General features: G+C 29.0%; 17 protein-coding genes. 10 read left to right on the forward strand and 7 right to left on the reverse strand.

Annotated features, from left to right (window positions below):
• Together L8U04_RS05040 and L8U04_RS05045 are read left to right on the forward strand one after the other, a co-directional pair.
• On the forward strand, positions 1–2,611 hold a 2,611-nt coding region (locus L8U04_RS05040; protein WP_263709560.1), incomplete at its 5' end, for a hypothetical protein.
• Between the two features lie 208 nt (positions 2,612–2,819).
• Positions 2,820–4,583, forward strand: coding sequence for a tetratricopeptide repeat protein (locus tag L8U04_RS05045; RefSeq protein ID WP_263709561.1), 1,764 nt, complete (start codon positions 2,820–2,822; stop codon positions 4,581–4,583).
• A gap of 7 nt (positions 4,584–4,590) precedes the next feature.
• Here the strand turns inward: L8U04_RS05045 and ychF are convergent, their stop codons facing one another.
• The 6 genes from ychF to rpiB are packed head-to-tail and all read right to left on the reverse strand — an operon-like array spanning position 4,591 to position 9,033.
• Positions 4,591–5,691: a redox-regulated ATPase YchF gene (gene ychF, locus L8U04_RS05050; RefSeq protein ID WP_263659619.1), complete on the reverse strand. Its 1,101-nt coding sequence runs from the start codon at positions 5,689–5,691 to the stop codon at positions 4,591–4,593.
• Positions 5,688–7,139 (reverse strand): leucyl aminopeptidase, encoded by a 1,452-nt coding sequence (locus L8U04_RS05055; RefSeq protein WP_263659620.1) that lies wholly within the window; start codon positions 7,137–7,139, stop codon positions 5,688–5,690. Before L8U04_RS05055 ends, ychF begins: the two co-directional genes overlap by 4 nt.
• On the reverse strand, positions 7,136–7,729 hold the full coding sequence (locus L8U04_RS05060) for a DedA family protein (RefSeq protein WP_133318967.1): 594 nt from the start codon (positions 7,727–7,729) through the stop codon (positions 7,136–7,138). Before L8U04_RS05060 ends, L8U04_RS05055 begins: the two co-directional genes overlap by 4 nt.
• Position 7,730: 1 nt before the next feature.
• Entirely contained in the window at positions 7,731–8,270 is a 540-nt protein-coding gene (gene apt, locus L8U04_RS05065) for an adenine phosphoribosyltransferase (protein WP_412174901.1), read from the reverse strand.
• Complete coding sequence (locus L8U04_RS05070) at positions 8,267–8,599, reverse strand: hypothetical protein (RefSeq protein WP_133318965.1); 333 nt, start codon at positions 8,597–8,599, stop codon at positions 8,267–8,269. Before L8U04_RS05070 ends, apt begins: the two co-directional genes overlap by 4 nt.
• A complete protein-coding gene (gene rpiB, locus L8U04_RS05075; RefSeq protein ID WP_133318964.1) occupies positions 8,596–9,033 on the reverse strand; it encodes a ribose 5-phosphate isomerase B in 438 nt (145 codons plus the stop codon). The genes L8U04_RS05070 and rpiB overlap by 4 nt, the downstream gene beginning before the upstream one ends.
• Before the next feature lie 143 nt (positions 9,034–9,176).
• Between rpiB and L8U04_RS05080 the strand changes: the two genes are divergently transcribed.
• A complete protein-coding gene (locus tag L8U04_RS05080) occupies positions 9,177–9,728 on the forward strand; it encodes a CheB methylesterase domain-containing protein (RefSeq protein WP_133318963.1) in 552 nt (183 codons plus the stop codon).
• An 11-nt stretch (positions 9,729–9,739) separates the two neighbouring features.
• Positions 9,740–10,522, forward strand: a complete 783-nt coding sequence (locus L8U04_RS05085) for a CheR family methyltransferase (protein ID WP_133318962.1) — start codon at positions 9,740–9,742, stop codon at positions 10,520–10,522.
• On the opposite strand, the gene L8U04_RS05090 is transcribed toward L8U04_RS05085, so the two are convergent.
• Positions 10,519–11,712 (reverse strand): MFS transporter, encoded by a 1,194-nt coding sequence (locus tag L8U04_RS05090; RefSeq protein WP_133318961.1) that lies wholly within the window; start codon positions 11,710–11,712, stop codon positions 10,519–10,521. The genes L8U04_RS05085 and L8U04_RS05090 overlap by 4 nt on opposite strands.
• Before the next feature lie 105 nt (positions 11,713–11,817).
• Between L8U04_RS05090 and L8U04_RS05095 the strand changes: the two genes are divergently transcribed.
• The 6 genes from L8U04_RS05095 to L8U04_RS05120 are packed head-to-tail and all read left to right on the forward strand — an operon-like array spanning position 11,818 to position 17,836.
• The gene (locus L8U04_RS05095; protein ID WP_133318960.1) at positions 11,818–12,864 is read left to right on the forward strand and encodes a dehypoxanthine futalosine cyclase; all 1,047 of its coding nucleotides are present in this window, start codon (positions 11,818–11,820) and stop codon (positions 12,862–12,864) included.
• Positions 12,864–14,084 (forward strand): M16 family metallopeptidase, encoded by a 1,221-nt coding sequence (locus L8U04_RS05100; RefSeq protein WP_263662287.1) that lies wholly within the window; start codon positions 12,864–12,866, stop codon positions 14,082–14,084. The genes L8U04_RS05095 and L8U04_RS05100 overlap by 1 nt, the downstream gene beginning before the upstream one ends.
• Positions 14,074–15,897, forward strand: coding sequence for an ATP-dependent DNA helicase RecG (gene recG / locus L8U04_RS05105; RefSeq protein WP_263709563.1), 1,824 nt, complete (start codon positions 14,074–14,076; stop codon positions 15,895–15,897). The genes L8U04_RS05100 and recG overlap by 11 nt, the downstream gene beginning before the upstream one ends.
• Complete coding sequence (locus tag L8U04_RS05110) at positions 15,890–16,492, forward strand: Crp/Fnr family transcriptional regulator (RefSeq protein ID WP_263709564.1); 603 nt, start codon at positions 15,890–15,892, stop codon at positions 16,490–16,492. Before recG ends, L8U04_RS05110 begins: the two co-directional genes overlap by 8 nt.
• A gap of 44 nt (positions 16,493–16,536) precedes the next feature.
• Positions 16,537–17,184, forward strand: coding sequence for an amino acid ABC transporter permease (locus L8U04_RS05115; protein WP_133318956.1), 648 nt, complete (start codon positions 16,537–16,539; stop codon positions 17,182–17,184).
• On the forward strand, positions 17,177–17,836 hold the full coding sequence (locus L8U04_RS05120) for an amino acid ABC transporter permease (protein ID WP_133318955.1): 660 nt from the start codon (positions 17,177–17,179) through the stop codon (positions 17,834–17,836). The genes L8U04_RS05115 and L8U04_RS05120 overlap by 8 nt, the downstream gene beginning before the upstream one ends.

Raw genomic sequence — 17,836 nt, forward strand, 5'->3', positions numbered from 1 at the left:
TGATATTAACGGAATAAATATAGATAGCGCTTCTAAGGTAGATTCTATAATATTAACTAGTTCTAATGCTTTAATAGCAGGAGTTAATGCCGGTATTAATAATGAAGGAACTATAGGTAAAGATGATACTTCTAATGCAATCACTTTAAAACAAGGTATTATAACAGCATTACAGAATAATCGTCAAATAAATACCGCAGGCAATGCTTTAATCAATAATGGAACTATACAAGGAAATATTTCTTTAACTAATAATGCTAAAATAATTGGAACATTAAAAAACACAAAAACTATTACAGGTAGCATAGAATTAAATTCTAATTCTCAAATAAACACAATTTCTAATGAAGGAACTATAAACAAAGATATTAAGCTAAATCAATCAACTATAGCAAACATCAATAATGCAGGAACTATAACTAATGGTATAAACTTAAGTAATAAAAGTGCTATAGGGGATATCACTAATAGTGGCAATGTAAATTCTATAACTTTAGCTAATAGTGGAATAACTAATATCACTAATAGTGGTAGCATTAATAATACTATTTCACTAAATGCTAGTTCTATTAAAAACTTTACTAATGCTAATAGTGGAACAATGCATAATCTTACTCTAGATAATAGTGGAATAGAAAATATCACTAATAACAATCAAGCAGATTCTATAACTTTAGCTAATAATTCTTTTATTACTTCATTAAAAAACACAAAAACTATTACAGGTAGCATAGAATTAAATTCTAATTCTCAAATAAACACAATTTCTAATGAAGGGACTATAAACAAAGATATTAAGCTAAATCAATCAACCATAGCAAACATCAATAATGCAGGAACTATAACTAATGGTATAAACTTAAGTAATAAAAGTACTATAGGGGATATAATAAATAATTCAACCATAGGTAAAGAAGCTACACTTTACAGTATGTCTAATGATCAAGTTTATGGTATTAAAAACCATGGTAATATTGGCCAAGTAAATAATAATGCGGTTATTTTCAATGGTATATATAATGCTAATTCTATAACTTCGTTATTAAATAATGGCAATATTTATAGTGGTATTAAAAATACTGGAACTATAGAATCTTTAGTTAATACTAAAAAAGCAATAATTCATGATGATATTGAAAATGATGGTACAATGAAATTAACTAATTATGGAACAATAGGAGGAATTACTAATAGCAATTCTTTCACTCTGATTAATGGTTATGTTCAAGGTTCTGGAAAACATGCAAAATATATTAGTGGTGTTTTAAATAAGAATAAAAATGGATACCATATTGAAAATAATGGCAAAGGTGTTTTTAGTATCAATAGTTGGTATTTTGATGCGCCTGAATTTTTAAATAAAGAAGATAGATTAAAAAATTCGGTTGTATTAGGTGGTAATAATCTTGGTGGTATTAAAGTAGATGAAGTTTATATTAATACTGCAAATTTAGATACTAAAAAAATATATGATAGTAATACTTTTTTTATTGATGAAAAAGGTAATAGTATAGGAAATAATACTAATGATGATAAAGGCATTGATGCAAAAAATATTCATAGTCTAACAGATATTTATTATTTTATGAATGTTCCTTCGGAAAAAGGAAAATATAGAGTTAGTGTAGATATTAATGAGTTAAGTGGTAAAACTTTAGCTAAATCTATGGTATATTCTGCAAGATTAAGAAGCATTAATGTGTCTAATTTGTTAAGAAATGCTGCTGGATTGAATTTGCAATCTGATTTATCTAAAAATAATCGTAAATATCTTGATTCAAATACAACATATTATTTTTTAAATCCATATTATAATCACTCTTCAGCTAAAATTGGAAAAAGTGTAGGGCAATTAAGAATGGATACTGCAGGTTTGATTGGTGGTTCATTTAAGCAATTGCCAAAAGATTATGGTGTTATAGGTTTTTATCTAGGTCATGAGGATAGCTCTAAAAAACAAAACACACAAAGATTAAATTTTGATGATAAAACATATTATGGTGGTTTAACTTATTATAATGTATTAAAAAGAAAAGGATTAGATGAATACTATTTTAGTGCATATTCAAAATTTGATTATACCAAGACAAATATAGAAAAGTCTTATAAAAATAATCCTGCTAGTTCTAAAGCAAATACATTAGTATATGGATATGGCGCTGAGGCAAAAATAGGTGCTAATTATTATAATGCTATAGATGTAGCTAGAGTATCTCCAGAAATTGGACTAAGTTATTATGGTATGAGTAGTAAGAATTTTAGTTTAAATCACTTAGGTGGAACAAAAGAACATTATTTGGCAGGTCAATTTAACTTTGTTGATGCAAGTGCAGCTTTAAAATGGTATAAGCCATGGACTGATAAGTTTAAATCTAATATAACCATAGGATCTATAGTAAATTTATATACTGATGCAAGAGGTAAGTTGAAATTAGATGAAAATACATTAACAGCCGATGTTATTACTTCCAAATACTATGGATTTGGGCAATTTGGATTATCTTATGCTCTTAATAAACATTCTGATATATCATTAAATTATGCGGGTGTGTTTACATTTGATAATACCACTTCTCATACTATGTTTTTAAAACTAGGTTTATGGTGGTAAGTATTTTTACATATCAACTAAAATAGTTGATATGTAATTTTAATTCCCTAGAGCTTACTTGAAATAATGCTAAACAACATATTTATTTTCGCCTCCTTTAAAAATATTAGTAAGCTCGAACTAAATCATAATATATTTATTATGATTTAGTTTTTAGTAAGTTCTAGGGAATTAAAAAATATATTAATGTAATATCATAGAGGAGATAATGTTAGATAAAATAATATATCATTATTATAATAATAACCATCAAAAGTGTTTAGAGTGTAGTGAAGAATATTTGGAGCAAGATCCTAAAAATGCTTTAGAATATGCGATGATGGCTTCTTTTAAAATAGGAGATTATGGTAAAACTTTACATTATGCAAGACAAATTTTTAATTTATATCCTACTAGTTTTAATGGACTAATGCTTGCAAAAGCACTTTTATATAATGGAAATTTTAATGATGGTATTGGATTACTTGAAGAGCTTTTACAAAGACAATGTTTTTTAAAAGATGAGCTTAATTTGGAACTTGCTTTTGCTTATCAAAATACAGGAAGCCTAGAAGATGCAGAAAAACTGTATAAGCTTGCTTTAGAAAAAGATATGTATAATCTTGATTTGTGGAAAAATTACGCTGAGCTTTATTTTAAAACAAATTTCCAAAAGGCACTTGAAGCACATAATGAACTTTGTGATTTTACACAAATTATGATATCAAAATTACAAAGTGGGGAGTTAGTAGAAAAAAATTTTACAAATAGTATTAATTTACAAGATAGATTACAAGAGAAAACCCAAGAAAACTTGACTATAGTTAAAATTCATGAGTTTTTAAATACACAAATTTTACCACAAAAAGCATATTTGCTTTTTAAGCTTTTGAGATTGCAAGAGTCATTAGAATTATTTTCGAATTTATGTGAGTATAATCAAAATAATGCTCAATTTTGGCAAAATTATGCAAAAGCACTAGAACTAAGTGCTAATTATCAAGGTGCTTATGATGCATACCAAAAAGCTTTGAGTTTGCATCCACATGCAACTTATCAGTTTGACTTGGCATATTTGCTAATGCGTATGGGAGAAAGTGATAATTTTGAAGAAGGTAAAAGAGTATATGAGGGCAGACTTTTTTATGCCCATAATGAAACTTTTTCACCTTATCATTATAATAAAACCATACAAGCTTTTAATAAAGATGGAGTGCAGGCTTTTAAAGATAAAGAAATTTTAGTTTTTTGTGAGCAAGGTTTTGGTGATACTATCATGTATGCTAGATGTTTGGAAAAACTTTGTCAAATTGCCTCTAAGGTTTTATTTGCTCCGCAAAGCGCTATGTATGAAATGTTTAAAAATCAACTCAAAGAGCTTAATAAACAAAATAAATTTTTTTCTAATTTGAAAATTTTAAAAGATTTTCCGAGTGAGTTTGATTATGCTATGCCGATTTGTTCTTTGCCTTTGCTTTGTGATATTAAATTAGATGAAATTTCTAAGTTAAGAACGCCTATTATTGCTTTAGAAAAACCAAATAATAAAATTAAAAAAATAGGAATTTTTTGGTTTACTCCTAATGCTATAAATACTGATTTATTGAGAAATGTAGATTTTATATTTTTGTATAATGCATTAAAAGATTTATGTTGTGAGATTATTTCTTTTCAAGTAGATGGGGTAAATAATGTTAATCTACCTCAAGAAATTGAAAATAGGGGAGTAAAGCTAAAAAATTGGAATGATACTTTAGATAACTTAAAAGATATTGATTGTATTGTAAGTATAGATAGTGCTATTGCGCATTTAGCCTTAGCTTTAGATATACCTACAATAGTACTTTTAGCACCTAGGTTTGATTGGCGTTGGGGTAAATTTGAAAATCCTAAAAGTTATTTTTGGCCTAAAGCGAATTTACTTACTTTTTCTAATGAATATGATACTAAGGATAAATTGCAAAGCTTAATTAAAAAACAAATCAATGTTTGATAAATTATCAAACATTGAATCTAAAATGCATTACATCGCCATCTTGTACGATATAATCTTTCCCTTCAAGGCGTAGTTTTCCTGCTTCTTTAGCACCACTTTCGCCTTTGCAAGCGATATAATCCTCATAAGAAATTACTTCAGCTTTGATAAAACCTTTTTCAAAGTCATTATGGATCACGCTTGCTGCTTTTGGTGCTTTCCAACCTCTTTGTATAGTCCATGATCTAACTTCTACTTGACCTGCTGTAAAATAGCTAATCAAGTTTAGCTTTGAAAATGCTGTGCGTATAACTACTTCAAGCCCGCTACTTTCTATACCTAAAGATTTTAAAAATTCATAATTTTCTTCATCGCTTAAAGCTATCATTTCTTCTTCTATTTTAGAGCAAAGTTTGATTACTTCATGGCCTGATTTTGCTGCAAATTCTTTAAGATCTTTTACAAATTCATTATCTTCTAAAAGCGAATTCTCATCTACATTTGCTCCATATATCACTTCTTTAGCTGAAAGCAATCTTAGTTCTTTTATAAGAGCATGATAGATTTCATTTTTATTAGCAAAAGAACTTGCGCTATTATTTTGATTTAAATGCTCTAAAAGTTCATTAGCTAATACCAAGGTTTCTTTTGCACCTTTTTCATTGGCCTTTGCACCTTTAGTGAGTTTTTCTATTTTTTTGCTAAGTTGTTCTATATCTGCTAGTATAAGTTCTGTTTCTATGATTTGTACATCACGCACAGGATCAACACTGCCCGCAACATGGGTGATATTTTCATCATCAAAACAACGCACAATATGTAAAATCATCTCTGTTTCGCGTATGTTAGATAAAAATTTATTACCCAAACCCTCACCTTTGCTAGCTCCTGCTACTAAGCCTGCTATATCAACAAATTCTATATTTGAGCGTATAATTTTTTGTGGATTAACAATTTTTGCTAGTTCTTTTAAGCGATGATCAGGCACAGGTACCACTGCTTTGTTTGGTTCTATGGTGCAAAATGGATAGTTTGCACTTTCAGCATTTTGTGCTCTTGTTAGAGCGTTAAAAGTGGTAGATTTTCCAACATTTGGAAGTCCTACTATACCAACTGATAAACTCATTTTTGTTTCCTTGAAAGATAAAGTAAATATGAAAGGCACATTCTAACACCTGCTCCGGTTGCACCAAAATTATGATAACCCCAAGCTTTTTCTAAATAAGCTGGTCCTGCAATGTCTAAATGTAGCCATTTGTCTTTGTATTCTTCTCTAATGAAAGAATTTAAAAATAATCCCGCAGTAATGGCTCCGCCATAACGACTTGAAGAGGTATTACTAACATCTGCTATGTTTGATTTTATAAGCTCTTTTAAGTGCGGATTAAAATGTAAAATAGTAGCTAAATCTCCACTTTTTTTACTTATTTTATAAAATTCATTTTGCAAATCTTCATTATTTCCCATGATGGCACTTGTGTATTCTCCAAGTCCTACTACGCAAGCTCCAGTTAAAGTAGCAAGATCTATTAATAAATCAGGTTTTAGATCTTGAGCAAGTGAAAGACAATCTGCTAAAACTAATCTTCCTTCTGCGTCGGTATTTCTAACCTCTATACTCACACCTTCTCTTGAAATAAGCACATCATCAGGCTTGTAAGCATTTCCGCCTATCATGTTTTCAGTTGCGCCGATGATAGAATGAACTTCTATATCAAGGTTTAACTCACTTGCACCTTTGATAATAGCCATTGCAGCCGCACCACCGCTTTTATCTGATTTCATCGTTAGCATGTAATCAGCAGGTTTTAAACTAAGTCCACCACTATCATAAGTTAGCCCTTTACCTACAAACACTACTTTCATTTTTGGATTTTGTGGTTTATAAGAAAGATGAATGAGTTTTGGGGGATGAATTGAAGCACGATTTACTGCTAAAAATGCTTGCATTTTTTCTTGCTCTAAGAAATCGCTTTCATAAATTTTACATGAAATATTAGAATTATTTTGGCTCAGTTCAAGCGCATCTTCGGCCATTTTGGCAGGAGTGTAAATTTGTGGGATTTCATTAACGATATTTTTTGCAAAATCACAAGCATTTGAAAAAATTTGACCATAGTTTATACCTATGCAAGCCTCTTCTAGGTTGTATGTTTTATTATTAATTTCATCTTTTGCAATGAAGATATTTTCTAATTTGCTTGGTGTTTTTTCTTTTTTGTATTTGTTAAATTCATAAGCACCAAAAGTAAATCCTTGAATCATAGCATTAAAGCTATTTACTACACATTTTCCTATAACACTTTTTGTTTTTACGCTTTGAATTTCAAGTTTTTTTAAAGCTTTGTATGCATTTGCAAAAGCAAGCCTTATATCTTCATATTCTAAGCTTTTAAGTTCACTATAAAGAATTTTATTTTGCATATCTATGCAAATTCCTTCACCTTTATAGCTTGAAAGCTTGAAAAGTTCTTGACTTTGAGTGTATTTTTCTATTTTTTTATCTTGTATTAAAATGATTTCAAAATCAGCATTTATAGAGCCGATATTTTCTTCTATAAAATTAAAAGTCATTTGCGAGTCCTTCTTGTAAGTATTGATTTTTCTATTTGTTTCATTCCTAAAAATAAAGCTAATAAAAAGCCAGCAATAATTGGCACTGCAAAATACCAATGATTTCCAGCCCATTCTACTGCAAGCCAAATTTCTTTTCCAAAAAACCATGCAAGTAAAATAGTTATAGCAGCCCAAGCCCACGCACTAATAAGATTAATAAACGCAAATTTTTTAGCACTATAACGAGTTAATCCTATACTCATAGGTATAATAGTTCTAAAACCATACATATATCTTTGTATGAAGATAATAGGCCAACCAAAACGCTGTAAAAGTAAATGTGCTATGGCAAATTTACGCCTTTGGGTGCGAAGTTTTTTCTGAATGTATTTTTTGTTATATCTTCCTATATAAAAGTATATTTGATCGCCTACAAAGCCACCTAAGCCTGCTATAAAAATAATAAGTCCTAAATTTACATGGCCTTCATGTGCAAAAATACCTGCTAAAATAAGTGCAAGTTCTCCTTCAAGTATGCACCATAAAAACACAATAATATAAGCCCAATTTTTATAATCATACAAAAGTTGTTTTAAAAATTCTTCCATTTTATACCTCTAAAACACTATAAATAGAAGTTAATTTAGCTAATTCTTTAGCACCATCTAGATCTTTTAACTCTAGTAAAAAACAAGCTTCAACACATTTTGCATTGAGTTTTTCTATAAGTTTTACAGCAGCGATAGCTGTGCCACCTGTAGCGATAAGATCATCTATAAGTAAAACATTTGCTTTTTGATTATTAAAAGCATCGATATGAATTTCTATAGTATCACTGCCATATTCTAAACTATAAGATTCTTGTAAGCATTTTGAAGGTAGCTTTCCAGGTTTTCTTATGGGCACAAAAGGAAGTCTTAATCTAGCGCTCAAGGCAGCTCCAAAAATAAAACCTCTACTTTCTATACCAACGATATAATCAAGCTTTGCGTTTTGATATTTTTCAACTAAATGATCCATTAAAAACGCAAATGCTTCTTTGTTGTTTAATAAAGTAGTAATATCTCTAAAAACAATCCCTTCTTTTGGAAAATCTTTAATAGCTCTAATGCTATCTAGTAAATATTTTTTATCTTGCTCTTTTATCATAATAATGCCTCTATTTTTGCTTCTAATTCTTTGATTCTTTGTCTTAGTTTTTCATTTTCAATACGATATTGTGAATTTCTTGTTCTAAGAGAGGTTAAGTCTGCTTTGCTTTTGTTTAATTCTTCAGTTAAAATATCAATATTACCCAAACTTCTTTGAAGTTGTACTTGTAGTTTTCTAATAACAATTTCAGTATCATCAAGGTTGTTTTTTATAAATTCTTTTGCCACTTTTTCTTTATGAAGCAGGGTTTTATAATAAAGTAGCATAATAGTCATATAAATACTAATACAAATTAATACAGTTAATACAAGCCAACTTAAGATCATAATCTTTCCTCTATTTTGCTAATTCTTGCGCAATGTCTTCCGCCGCTAAAAGAAGTGTTGATAAAATTTGAGATAATTTCAAAAGCCATATCAACCCCTATTAATCTAGCTCCTAGTGCTAAAACATTTGCATCATTATGTTCTCTTGAAAGTTTAGCGCTTAAAGATTCATTACATAAAGCACAGCGTATATTTTTATGACGATTTGCTGCTATACTCATACCAATTCCTGATCCGCACACTAAAATTCCAAAACTTTTTTCGTTTATTTTAGAGCTTAATAAATGTGCATAATCAGGATAATCACAACGATCCTCACTAAAAGGACCTAAGTCTTCAAAAGTAATATTTTTTTCTTGTAAAAATTTAGTAATTTCTTGCTTTAAAATAAAACCAGCATGATCACTTGCAATATAAATTTTTTCTCTTAACATTTAACATTCACTTTATCATTTTTGAAATTTAAAGTATTAATTTTATCATATTTAATTAAAATTTTTCTTTCTTATATATAATTATTTTTTTATGTTTTCAAATATTTATTTGATATAATAACAATAATTATTTAAGGTAAAAAATGAAGCTTATACTAATTGGTTCTTCAACAGGTGGCCCAAGCCAACTAAAGTTTTTACTAAATGATGTAGAATTGAAAGATTGTGCAGTAGTGATTGCTCAGCATATGAATCCTGCGTTTATTCCTTCTTTTGTAAATCAATTTAACAAAGAAGCATTAAGCGAGGTGATTATACCAAGTGATAAGGAAGTTTTGAAAAATAAAATTTATATTTGTCAAAGAAATATGATTTTAAGTGGCAACAATACCTTAACATTAAATACTACAGACGAAACTAGTAGTTTTAATCCAGGGATTGATGTGTTATTTAATTCTGCTGTTAATCTTTGCAAATATCATAAAATTTTAGCTTTGATTATGACAGGAATGGGCGATGATGGTGCTAAGTCTTTGTTTGAACTTTATAAAGCAGGAGTAAGGTGTTTGTGCGAAAATGAGGCTGATTCTATAGTATATGGTATGCCAAAAAAAGCTAGAGATACTAATCCAAATTTAAAACCTATGAGTTTAATAGAACTCAAAAAAGAAATAACAAATTTCATCAAATCGTAGGACAAAAAAAGATGATAAAGATTACAGAAAATGAAATGAATGATTTTGTAAAAATCGTAGAGCAAATAAGTGGAAATAACTTAAATGCGAAAAAGGATATATTATCTATTAAACTTCCTAAATTTTTACAAGAATTAGGCTTGAGCAGTCTTAGTGAATTAAATGAAAAAGTGCAGTTTCAAAGAAATTTAAAACAAGAAACTATGGATTTTATTACAGTTTGTGAGACTTATTTTTTTAGAGAATTAGAGCAATTAAAAGATGTGATTTTTTATATAAAATCTCTTGATCGCCCTGTAAATGTGCTTTGTGCTCCATGTTCAAGCGGCGAAGAAGTGTATTCTTTAGCTATTTTAGCAAGTGAGAATTTTGTTAAAGGTATGAATATAGTTGGTATAGATATTAATAAAAAAATGATAGATAAATGCAATGAAATGATTTATTCAGAGCGTTCAGTATCTAGATTAAACACTATGCAAAAAACGCGTTATTTTGATGTAAAAGATAGAATGTATCATCTTAAAAAAGAAACCCTAGCTTGCAGATGCCGTTTTGATCTTTGTAATGTCTTTGATGATTCTTTATTTAAATTTGGAAAATTTGATGTGATTTTTTCAAGAAATATGATGATATATTTTGATCAAGATTTTAAAATAAGACTTATGGAGCGTTTTTATAGGATATTGAATAAAGAAGGTAGAATTTACCCAGGAAAGTCAGATCTTGTGCCTGAAACAGCTTATTTTGAAAAAAACTTTTCAGCAGGTGGAGTTTATTATTCTAAGGTGGATTAATTATATTTTTTATTAAACCACCACCAATAAATTGCTGCAAAGATAAAACATACTCCCAAGCCAAAAGTAAAATGACTTAGTTTTATTCCATAAAATTCAAATAAATATCCTGTTGAAAAAGCAATAATTGCACTAAAGGTTAAATATACCATATCATTGTAAGCAATCACTCTGCCATAGTATCTTTTGTCGCAATCATTTTGTAAAAGTGTATAAGTATAGCTCCATAAAGATGAAGTGCAAAAACCAGCCATTACCAAGCCTACAAAAGCAAGATAAAAGTTAAATTGCAAGCAAGCCCAAAGCATTATACCCACACCTTGCGCTAAGTATAAATATACCAAAGTGTTTTTATTAATATAAGGACTAAGCACATAAGGGCCTATAAGTAAAGATATGGCTCTTATAGCATTAGAAAGCCCTATGGCTAGAGGTATGGAAATAACTTTTGCGTATTCATATTCTGCTAAAAGAGTGATTAAAACATCATAAGCAGTTATCCCTACAACCCCATGAAGTAAAATCAAATGAATGATTTTTTTATTATTAAATACATAAACTAAGCCTTCTTTGATTAATATAAAAAGATTATTTTGTGTGGTATTTTTTTCATTAGGTAAAATCAAAGTTTTGAGTATAAGCATAGCACAAAATAGCATTAAAGTATCAGCTATAAAGGCTGGCTTTACTCCAAAAAGATCTATAAAAAGCCCTGCTGCACCCATACCCAAAGCATATGATACAGCCCATATGATACTATGAAGCTCATTGCCTAGTTTTAATTCTTGCGGGGTTAAAATTTTAGGTAAAACTGACATTTCTGTTTGAAAATACATACTTGCAACCGCCATACGAACAAAGGTTAAAAAGTATAACAACCAAAGCATGGCTAAAGAATTTACAAAAATTAACATAAAAATAGAAATCATTTCAATACTAATCATTGTGAGTAATAAATTCTTAGGTTTAAATCTATCTACTATAACCCCATTTATAGGTGCAAGTATAATAGAAGGTAAAAAAACAAAAATAGCTGAAAAACCTATGATATTAGCAGGTGCACCGAGTTCTTTGGTTAAAAGGGTAAAAACACCTACTTGAGAAAACCACGCACCAAAATAACTTATAAATTGTACTATTGCTAAAAGGCGAAAAGTTTTATTATTTTTAAGTAAAGACCTATAAGTCATGAGTATCCTATGAATATATGAAATTAAAGGGCTTGATTATATCGTCTTTAAGATTATTTTACATTTAAATGTTATAATAATCCTTTTTACAAAAAAGGTTTAAGAATGAGTAGATTAAGTAAAAAAGAAGCGTTAAATTTGCTCCAAAATGCACCTTTATATGAACTAGGTGCAATGGCTTATGAGAGAAAATTAGAGCTTCATCCTGAAAAAATAACTACTTTTGTGGTAGATAGAAATATAAATTATACAAATATTTGCTGTATTGATTGTGATTTTTGTGCTTTTTGTAGAAAAGAAAAAGATGATGACTCCTATATTTTAAAATATGAAGAAATAGGGCAAAAAATAGAAGAATTACAAGCCATAGGTGGAACGCAAATTTTATTTCAAGGCGGGGTACATCCAAAACTTAAAATAGAATGGTATGAAGATTTGCTTTCTTATATAAAAACTAATTATCCAACGATTACCGTGCATGGTTTTTCAGCAGTAGAGATAGCTTATATAGCAAGAGTTTCTAAAATTTCTATAGAAGAGGTTTTAAAAAGATTACAAGTCAAAGGACTTTTTTCTATACCTGGAGCGGGTGCTGAAGTATTAAGCGATAGGGTAAGAGATATTATAGCACCACACAAATGTGACACAGCTACTTGGCTTAGGGTGCATGAGAGTGCGCATAATATAGGTATGAAAAGTACTGCTACAATGATGTTTGGTACGGTTGAAAATGATGAGGAAATCATCGAACATTTTGATCATTTAAGAAATTTACAAGATAAAACAAATGGCTTTAGAGCTTTTATTTTATGGTCATTTCAAAGCGAAAATACTCCTTTGATCAAAAAACATCCTGAAATCATCAAGCAAAGCTCTAATAGATATTTAAGATTGCTAGCTTTAGCAAGATTATATTTGGATAATTTTAAAAATTTACAAAGTTCATGGGTAACACAAGGCTCTTTAATAGGCCAACTTGCTTTAAAATTTGGTGCAAATGATTTAGGTTCAACTATGATGGAAGAAAATGTTGTAGCCGCAGCTGGTGCAAAATACAGAATGAATCAAGAACAAATGATAGAACTTATTAAAGATATAGGGGAATTACCTGCCAAACGCGATACAGCTTATAATATTTTAGAAAGGTTTTAATGTTAAATTTAGACTTTAACGAAACTAAAATAGACATAATATATGAGTATGAAAATGAGCTTCCTGTAGTATTTTTTAAGCTCATTTTTAAAAATAGTGGAAAAATAGCAGAAAAACACAATAGAGGTTGTGCAAGTATGCTTGCTAGGCTTTTAAATGAAGGAAGTAATGATGAGTTTTTTAAAAGCTTAGAATACCGTGCTATAGAGCTTTATGCTAAGGCTAGTTTTGAACATTTTCAAATTAGTATTAAATGCTTGAAAGAACATTTTGATTTTGCTTTAGAAAAATTACAAGAATTGTTTTTAAATGTGCGTTTTGAAGAAAAAATCTTACAAAGATTAAAAACTTTAGCTTTGGGTGAACTTGCAAGTTTAAATACTGATTATGATTATCAAGCAAAAAGACTTTTGAATAAGAATGTTTTTAAAGATGAAATTTTTGCTAGTGGTCTTGATGGGACTAAAGAAAGCATAGAAAAGATTAGTTTAAAAGAATTACAAGATTTTATGAGTGAAAATTTAGTACTTGATAATGCTTTATTTGTTTTTGGTGGAGATATTAAAGAAGATGAAGTAAAGATTAAAGTAGAAAAAATTTGCCAAATTCTAAAAAGAAATGCCCCAAATCAAAACAAAAGCTACAAGCTCGTTGATGAGAGTATAGAAGTAAGTGAGCAAAAAAGCACTGAGCAAGCTTATATATATTTTTGCTCTCCATTTAATATACAAATTAATGATGAGAAAATGTATTTAGCTAAACTTGCTTTGTTTATTTTAGGTCAAGGTGGTTTTGGTTCGCGTTTGATGGAAGAAGTGCGTGTAAAAAGAGGCTTGGCGTATTCAGCATATGCTATGCTTGATGTAAATTTAAATTATAGTAGAGTTTTTGGGTATTTGCAAACTAAAAATGAAAGTTCTAATGAGGCTAAAGCTTTAGTTAAGGAAGTTTTTGAAAACTTTGTCCAAAATGGAGTCAATGAAAAAGAATTTCAACTAGCTAAACAATTTTTAGTAGGCTCTATGCCTTTAAGGTATGAAAACTTGGCTAAAAGACTAGATATAATGCTAAATGAATATTTGCATGGTTTAAAACTTGGAAATTTAAAAGAAGAAATGCAAAAGATTAAAAACACTAATTTAGATGAGTTAAATGACTTTATCAAAGCACATAGTGAAATTACCAAAGTGAGTTTTGCAAGCATAGAAAATGAAAGTTGAAGAAAAGGACTTAAAACTACTTCATGCTTTAGGGGTTAAAAATTGTATCGATTTGGCTTTGATTTTACCTAAAAAATTTGATGATTTTAGAATTTCAAAGTTTCCAAAAGATACATTTTGCACTCAAAATGTAAAAATTATTAGCACACAAAATCATCACTCCCAGCTTTTTATGCTTTGTGAGTGTTTAGAATGGGGTATAAAAGCAAATATAGTGATCTTTCATCCTAATAAGTGGCATTTTAAAATTTTTAAACATAATGCTTTGGTTTGTATCCATGCAAAGATGAATTTTTTTAATGGAATTTGGCAGTTTATAAACCCAAAAATAGTAAAAAACATAGGTCAAATAGTCCCTAAATACCAAATTAGTTCTATTAAAGATGAAAGCATAAAAAAACTTATTTTAAAATATATCAATGAAGCTAACTTAAAAGCGCTAAATTTAGAACAAAAATATATCAATTTACTTTTGAATTTACACAATTATGATGATTTAACTCTTTATGAAAATTTTAACGCCATAGTTAAAGACTTAAAATATATAGAAATTTTTAATCATTTAAGGCGTTTAAAGGGTAAAAAAATATCACAAAATGCTTATGAAATAGAACTTTTTGATATAAGCTCTTGGCTTAAGGGTTTAGAATTTAACCCTACAAATGATCAGCTTTTAGCAATAGAAGATATTAAAAAAGATTTGCAAAATAAAGTCGCTAAAAGGCGTGTGGTGATGGGTGATGTGGGTTGTGGTAAGACTTTAGTCATACTTGCTGCAAGTTTGCTAGTATATCCTAAAAAGGCTATTTTAATGGCTCCAACTAGTATATTAGCAGAGCAAATTTATCATGAAGCAAAAAGACTTTTGCCTGATTTTGTTAATGTATTGCTTTTAAAGGGTGGTAAAAAAGATAAAGATTTAGCAAAATTAAAAGAACAAGCCCATTTTATCATAGGTACACATGCGCTCATTTATCAAGAAGAATTTGAAGCAGTTTTAGTGATGATAGATGAGCAACATCGCTTTGGCTCTAATCAAAGACAAAAAATAAGTGAGCTTAGTAAAAACTCTCAATATGCTCCACATATCGTGCAATTTTCTGCTACACCTATACCAAGAACACTTTCTATGATACAAAGTGAGCTTGTAAATTTTAGTTTTATTAAACAAATGCCTTTTAAAAAAGACATTAAAACTTTTTGCATACAAGATAAAGATTTTAAATATTTGCTTAAAAAAATCGATGATGAACTAGCTAAAAATCATCAAGTAATCATCATTTATCCTTTGGTAAATGAAAGTGAAAATATAGATTATTTATCGCTAGAACAAGCACAAGGGTATTGGATAAACAAATACAAAAATGTTTATGTGACTCATGGAAAAGATAAAAATAAAGATCAAATTTTGCAAGAATTTAGAGAAAAAGGCACGATTTTACTTTCTACGACCGTGGTTGAAGTGGGAATTTCTTTACCAAGACTAAGCGTGATTGTAGTTGTTGGGGCTGAAAGACTTGGGCTTGCTACCTTACATCAGCTTCGAGGTAGGGTAGGTAGAGTAGGACTTGAGAGTTTTTGTTATTTATATACTAAGCAAAAAGAAATTCCAAGTCGTTTGCTTGAATTTGCTAAAACTTTAGATGGGTTTAAAATAGCTGAGCTTGATTTAAAAAACAGGTTAAGTGGGGATTTGCTAGATGGTAGAGTGCAACATGGAAATCACTTTAAATTTTTTGATTTTGCAGATGATGAAGAACTGGTTTTAAAAGCAAAAGAAAGTATTAAAAATATGGAAGAAAAAAATGGATAAACATTTTGAAATTTTGATTTCAAAGGGCGAAAAGAAGTATTTTAAGAAAGGAAATATTTTATTTTTTCAAGGTGAAAAAGCAAATAAAATTTACATTTTATTAAGTGGAAAAGTGCGTATATATAAGGTGAATGCAAAAGGTTTTGAGCTAACACTACACGCTCTAGCTCCAGTAAATTTTATAGCTGAAATGCCTGTGTTTGAGGGTATTGATTACCCAGCCAATGCAATTTGTGAGCAAGATTGTGAAATTTGTGTTTTTGATTTTAATGAATTTAAAAAATTATGCTTAGAAAATGGAGAATTTAGTTTTTTACTTTTGACTTCTTTAATCGGTAAAATTCGAATTTTAGAAAATTTTATCAGACAAAAATCTTTGGATTTAAAGTCAAGATTAGTCGGCTTTTTACTAGAAAATGAAGAAAAGCTACAAAATTTAAAACAAAAAGAAATCGCTGTGATTTTAAATTTACCCCCAGAATCTTTGTCGCGTTTTTTAAAAGAATTAAAACAAAATGAGCTTATTTGCACAAATAAAGGTAAAATAGTAATTTTAAATAAAGAAAAAATGCAAAATTTAATTAAGTCTTTTTAAGTCTTATTTGTTACAATATTATATTTTAAAGTATGGATGGTTTCATGGATTTTGATTTTTTAGTCAAGTTTAGCCCTATGTTTATACAAGCTTCTTGGCTTACATTAAAACTTGCTATTTATGGGGTGTTTTTTTCATTTTTAGTAGGTTTATTTTGTGTGGGAGTGAGTTATTTTAAATTTTCCTTTTTAAACACAATTTGTAAAATTTATATAGAATTTTCAAGAAATACACCTTTGCTAATCCAACTTTTCTTTTTATATTATGCTTTACCTGAATTTGGAATTCAACTTAGCTCTTTTGCTTGTGCTGTAATAGGACTTAGTTTTTTAGGTGGTTCTTATATGGCTGAAAGTTTAAGAGCGGGTATGGAAGCGGTTAAAAAACAACAATATGAATCAGGACTTTCTTTGGGTTTGAGTAAATGGCAAAATTTCCGTTATATTATTATGCCTCAAGCTTTGGGTATAGCTATGCCAAGCATTAGTGCAAATATCATTTTTTTACTTAAAGAAACTTCTGTAGTAAGCATTATTGCTTTAGCAGATTTAGTATATGTGGCTAAAGATCTTATAGGGCTTTATTATAAAAGTAACGAAGCATTATTTGCTTTGGTGCTTTGTTATTTGATCTTGATTTTACCTTTATCTTTAGTGTTAAACCGTATAGAAAAAAGGTTAAATTATGTTTGAAATTTTAAATCAAGATACCTTTTTTAGACTAGCGCAAGGTTTAAAGGTTACTTTAGAGCTTTCATTGATTAGCGTTTTGATTTCACTCATAGGAGGAGTATTTTTTGGAATTTTAATGCATTCTAAAAACAAATTCCTTTATGTTTTTTGTCGTTTTATGCTTGAGTTTGTGCGTATTATGCCTTTGATTGTTTGGCTTTTTATAGTGCATTTTGGCTTGGCGAAATGGTTTGGATGGCATTTGAGTGCTTTGGGTTCAAGTATTATTGTTTTTAGTATTTGGGGTGTGTTTGAGATGATGGATTTGGTTAGATCATCTTTAGCAAGTATACCAAAACATCAGTATGAGTCAGGACTTTCACTAGGTTTTAATAAATTTGAAGTTTATCTTTTTATCATTATACCTTTATCTTTGAGAAGATTATTACCAATGAGTATTAATCTTTTTACAAGAATTATTAAAAGCACTTCAGTGATTTATCTAATCGGTGGTATAGAGCTTATTAAAGTAGGTCAACAAGTGATTGAGCTTAATTTATTTCAAAATTCTTATGCGGCTTTTGTGATTTATGGTTTGATTTTATTGATTTATTTTATACTTTGTTATCCTTTGTCAGTATATTCAAAGTTTTTAGAGAAAAAATGGAGCTAA

The sequence above is a fragment of the Campylobacter sp. IFREMER_LSEM_CL908 genome, from assembly GCF_025771545.1.
GTDB classification, from domain to species: Bacteria; Campylobacterota; Campylobacteria; order Campylobacterales; family Campylobacteraceae; genus Campylobacter_D; species Campylobacter_D lari_D.

What these genes read in the sequence shown, in the direction of transcription:
- L8U04_RS05045 (WP_263709561.1), top strand. Translation starts at nt 2,820, where the DNA reads ATGTTAGATAAAATAATATATCATTATTATAATAATAACCATCAAAAG.
- ychF (WP_263659619.1), bottom strand. Translation starts at nt 5,691, where the DNA reads ATGAGTTTATCAGTTGGTATAGTAGGACTTCCAAATGTTGGAAAATCT.
- L8U04_RS05055 (WP_263659620.1), bottom strand. Translation starts at nt 7,139, where the DNA reads ATGACTTTTAATTTTATAGAAGAAAATATCGGCTCTATAAATGCTGAT.
- L8U04_RS05060 (WP_133318967.1), bottom strand. Translation starts at nt 7,729, where the DNA reads ATGGAAGAATTTTTAAAACAACTTTTGTATGATTATAAAAATTGGGCT.
- apt (WP_412174901.1), bottom strand. Translation starts at nt 8,270, where the DNA reads ATGATAAAAGAGCAAGATAAAAAATATTTACTAGATAGCATTAGAGCT.
- L8U04_RS05070 (WP_133318965.1), bottom strand. Translation starts at nt 8,599, where the DNA reads ATGATCTTAAGTTGGCTTGTATTAACTGTATTAATTTGTATTAGTATT.
- rpiB (WP_133318964.1), bottom strand. Translation starts at nt 9,033, where the DNA reads ATGTTAAGAGAAAAAATTTATATTGCAAGTGATCATGCTGGTTTTATT.
- L8U04_RS05080 (WP_133318963.1), top strand. Translation starts at nt 9,177, where the DNA reads ATGAAGCTTATACTAATTGGTTCTTCAACAGGTGGCCCAAGCCAACTA.
- L8U04_RS05085 (WP_133318962.1), top strand. Translation starts at nt 9,740, where the DNA reads ATGATAAAGATTACAGAAAATGAAATGAATGATTTTGTAAAAATCGTA.
- L8U04_RS05090 (WP_133318961.1), bottom strand. Translation starts at nt 11,712, where the DNA reads ATGACTTATAGGTCTTTACTTAAAAATAATAAAACTTTTCGCCTTTTA.
- L8U04_RS05095 (WP_133318960.1), top strand. Translation starts at nt 11,818, where the DNA reads ATGAGTAGATTAAGTAAAAAAGAAGCGTTAAATTTGCTCCAAAATGCA.
- L8U04_RS05100 (WP_263662287.1), top strand. Translation starts at nt 12,864, where the DNA reads ATGTTAAATTTAGACTTTAACGAAACTAAAATAGACATAATATATGAG.
- recG (WP_263709563.1), top strand. Translation starts at nt 14,074, where the DNA reads ATGAAAGTTGAAGAAAAGGACTTAAAACTACTTCATGCTTTAGGGGTT.
- L8U04_RS05110 (WP_263709564.1), top strand. Translation starts at nt 15,890, where the DNA reads ATGGATAAACATTTTGAAATTTTGATTTCAAAGGGCGAAAAGAAGTAT.
- L8U04_RS05115 (WP_133318956.1), top strand. Translation starts at nt 16,537, where the DNA reads ATGGATTTTGATTTTTTAGTCAAGTTTAGCCCTATGTTTATACAAGCT.
- L8U04_RS05120 (WP_133318955.1), top strand. Translation starts at nt 17,177, where the DNA reads ATGTTTGAAATTTTAAATCAAGATACCTTTTTTAGACTAGCGCAAGGT.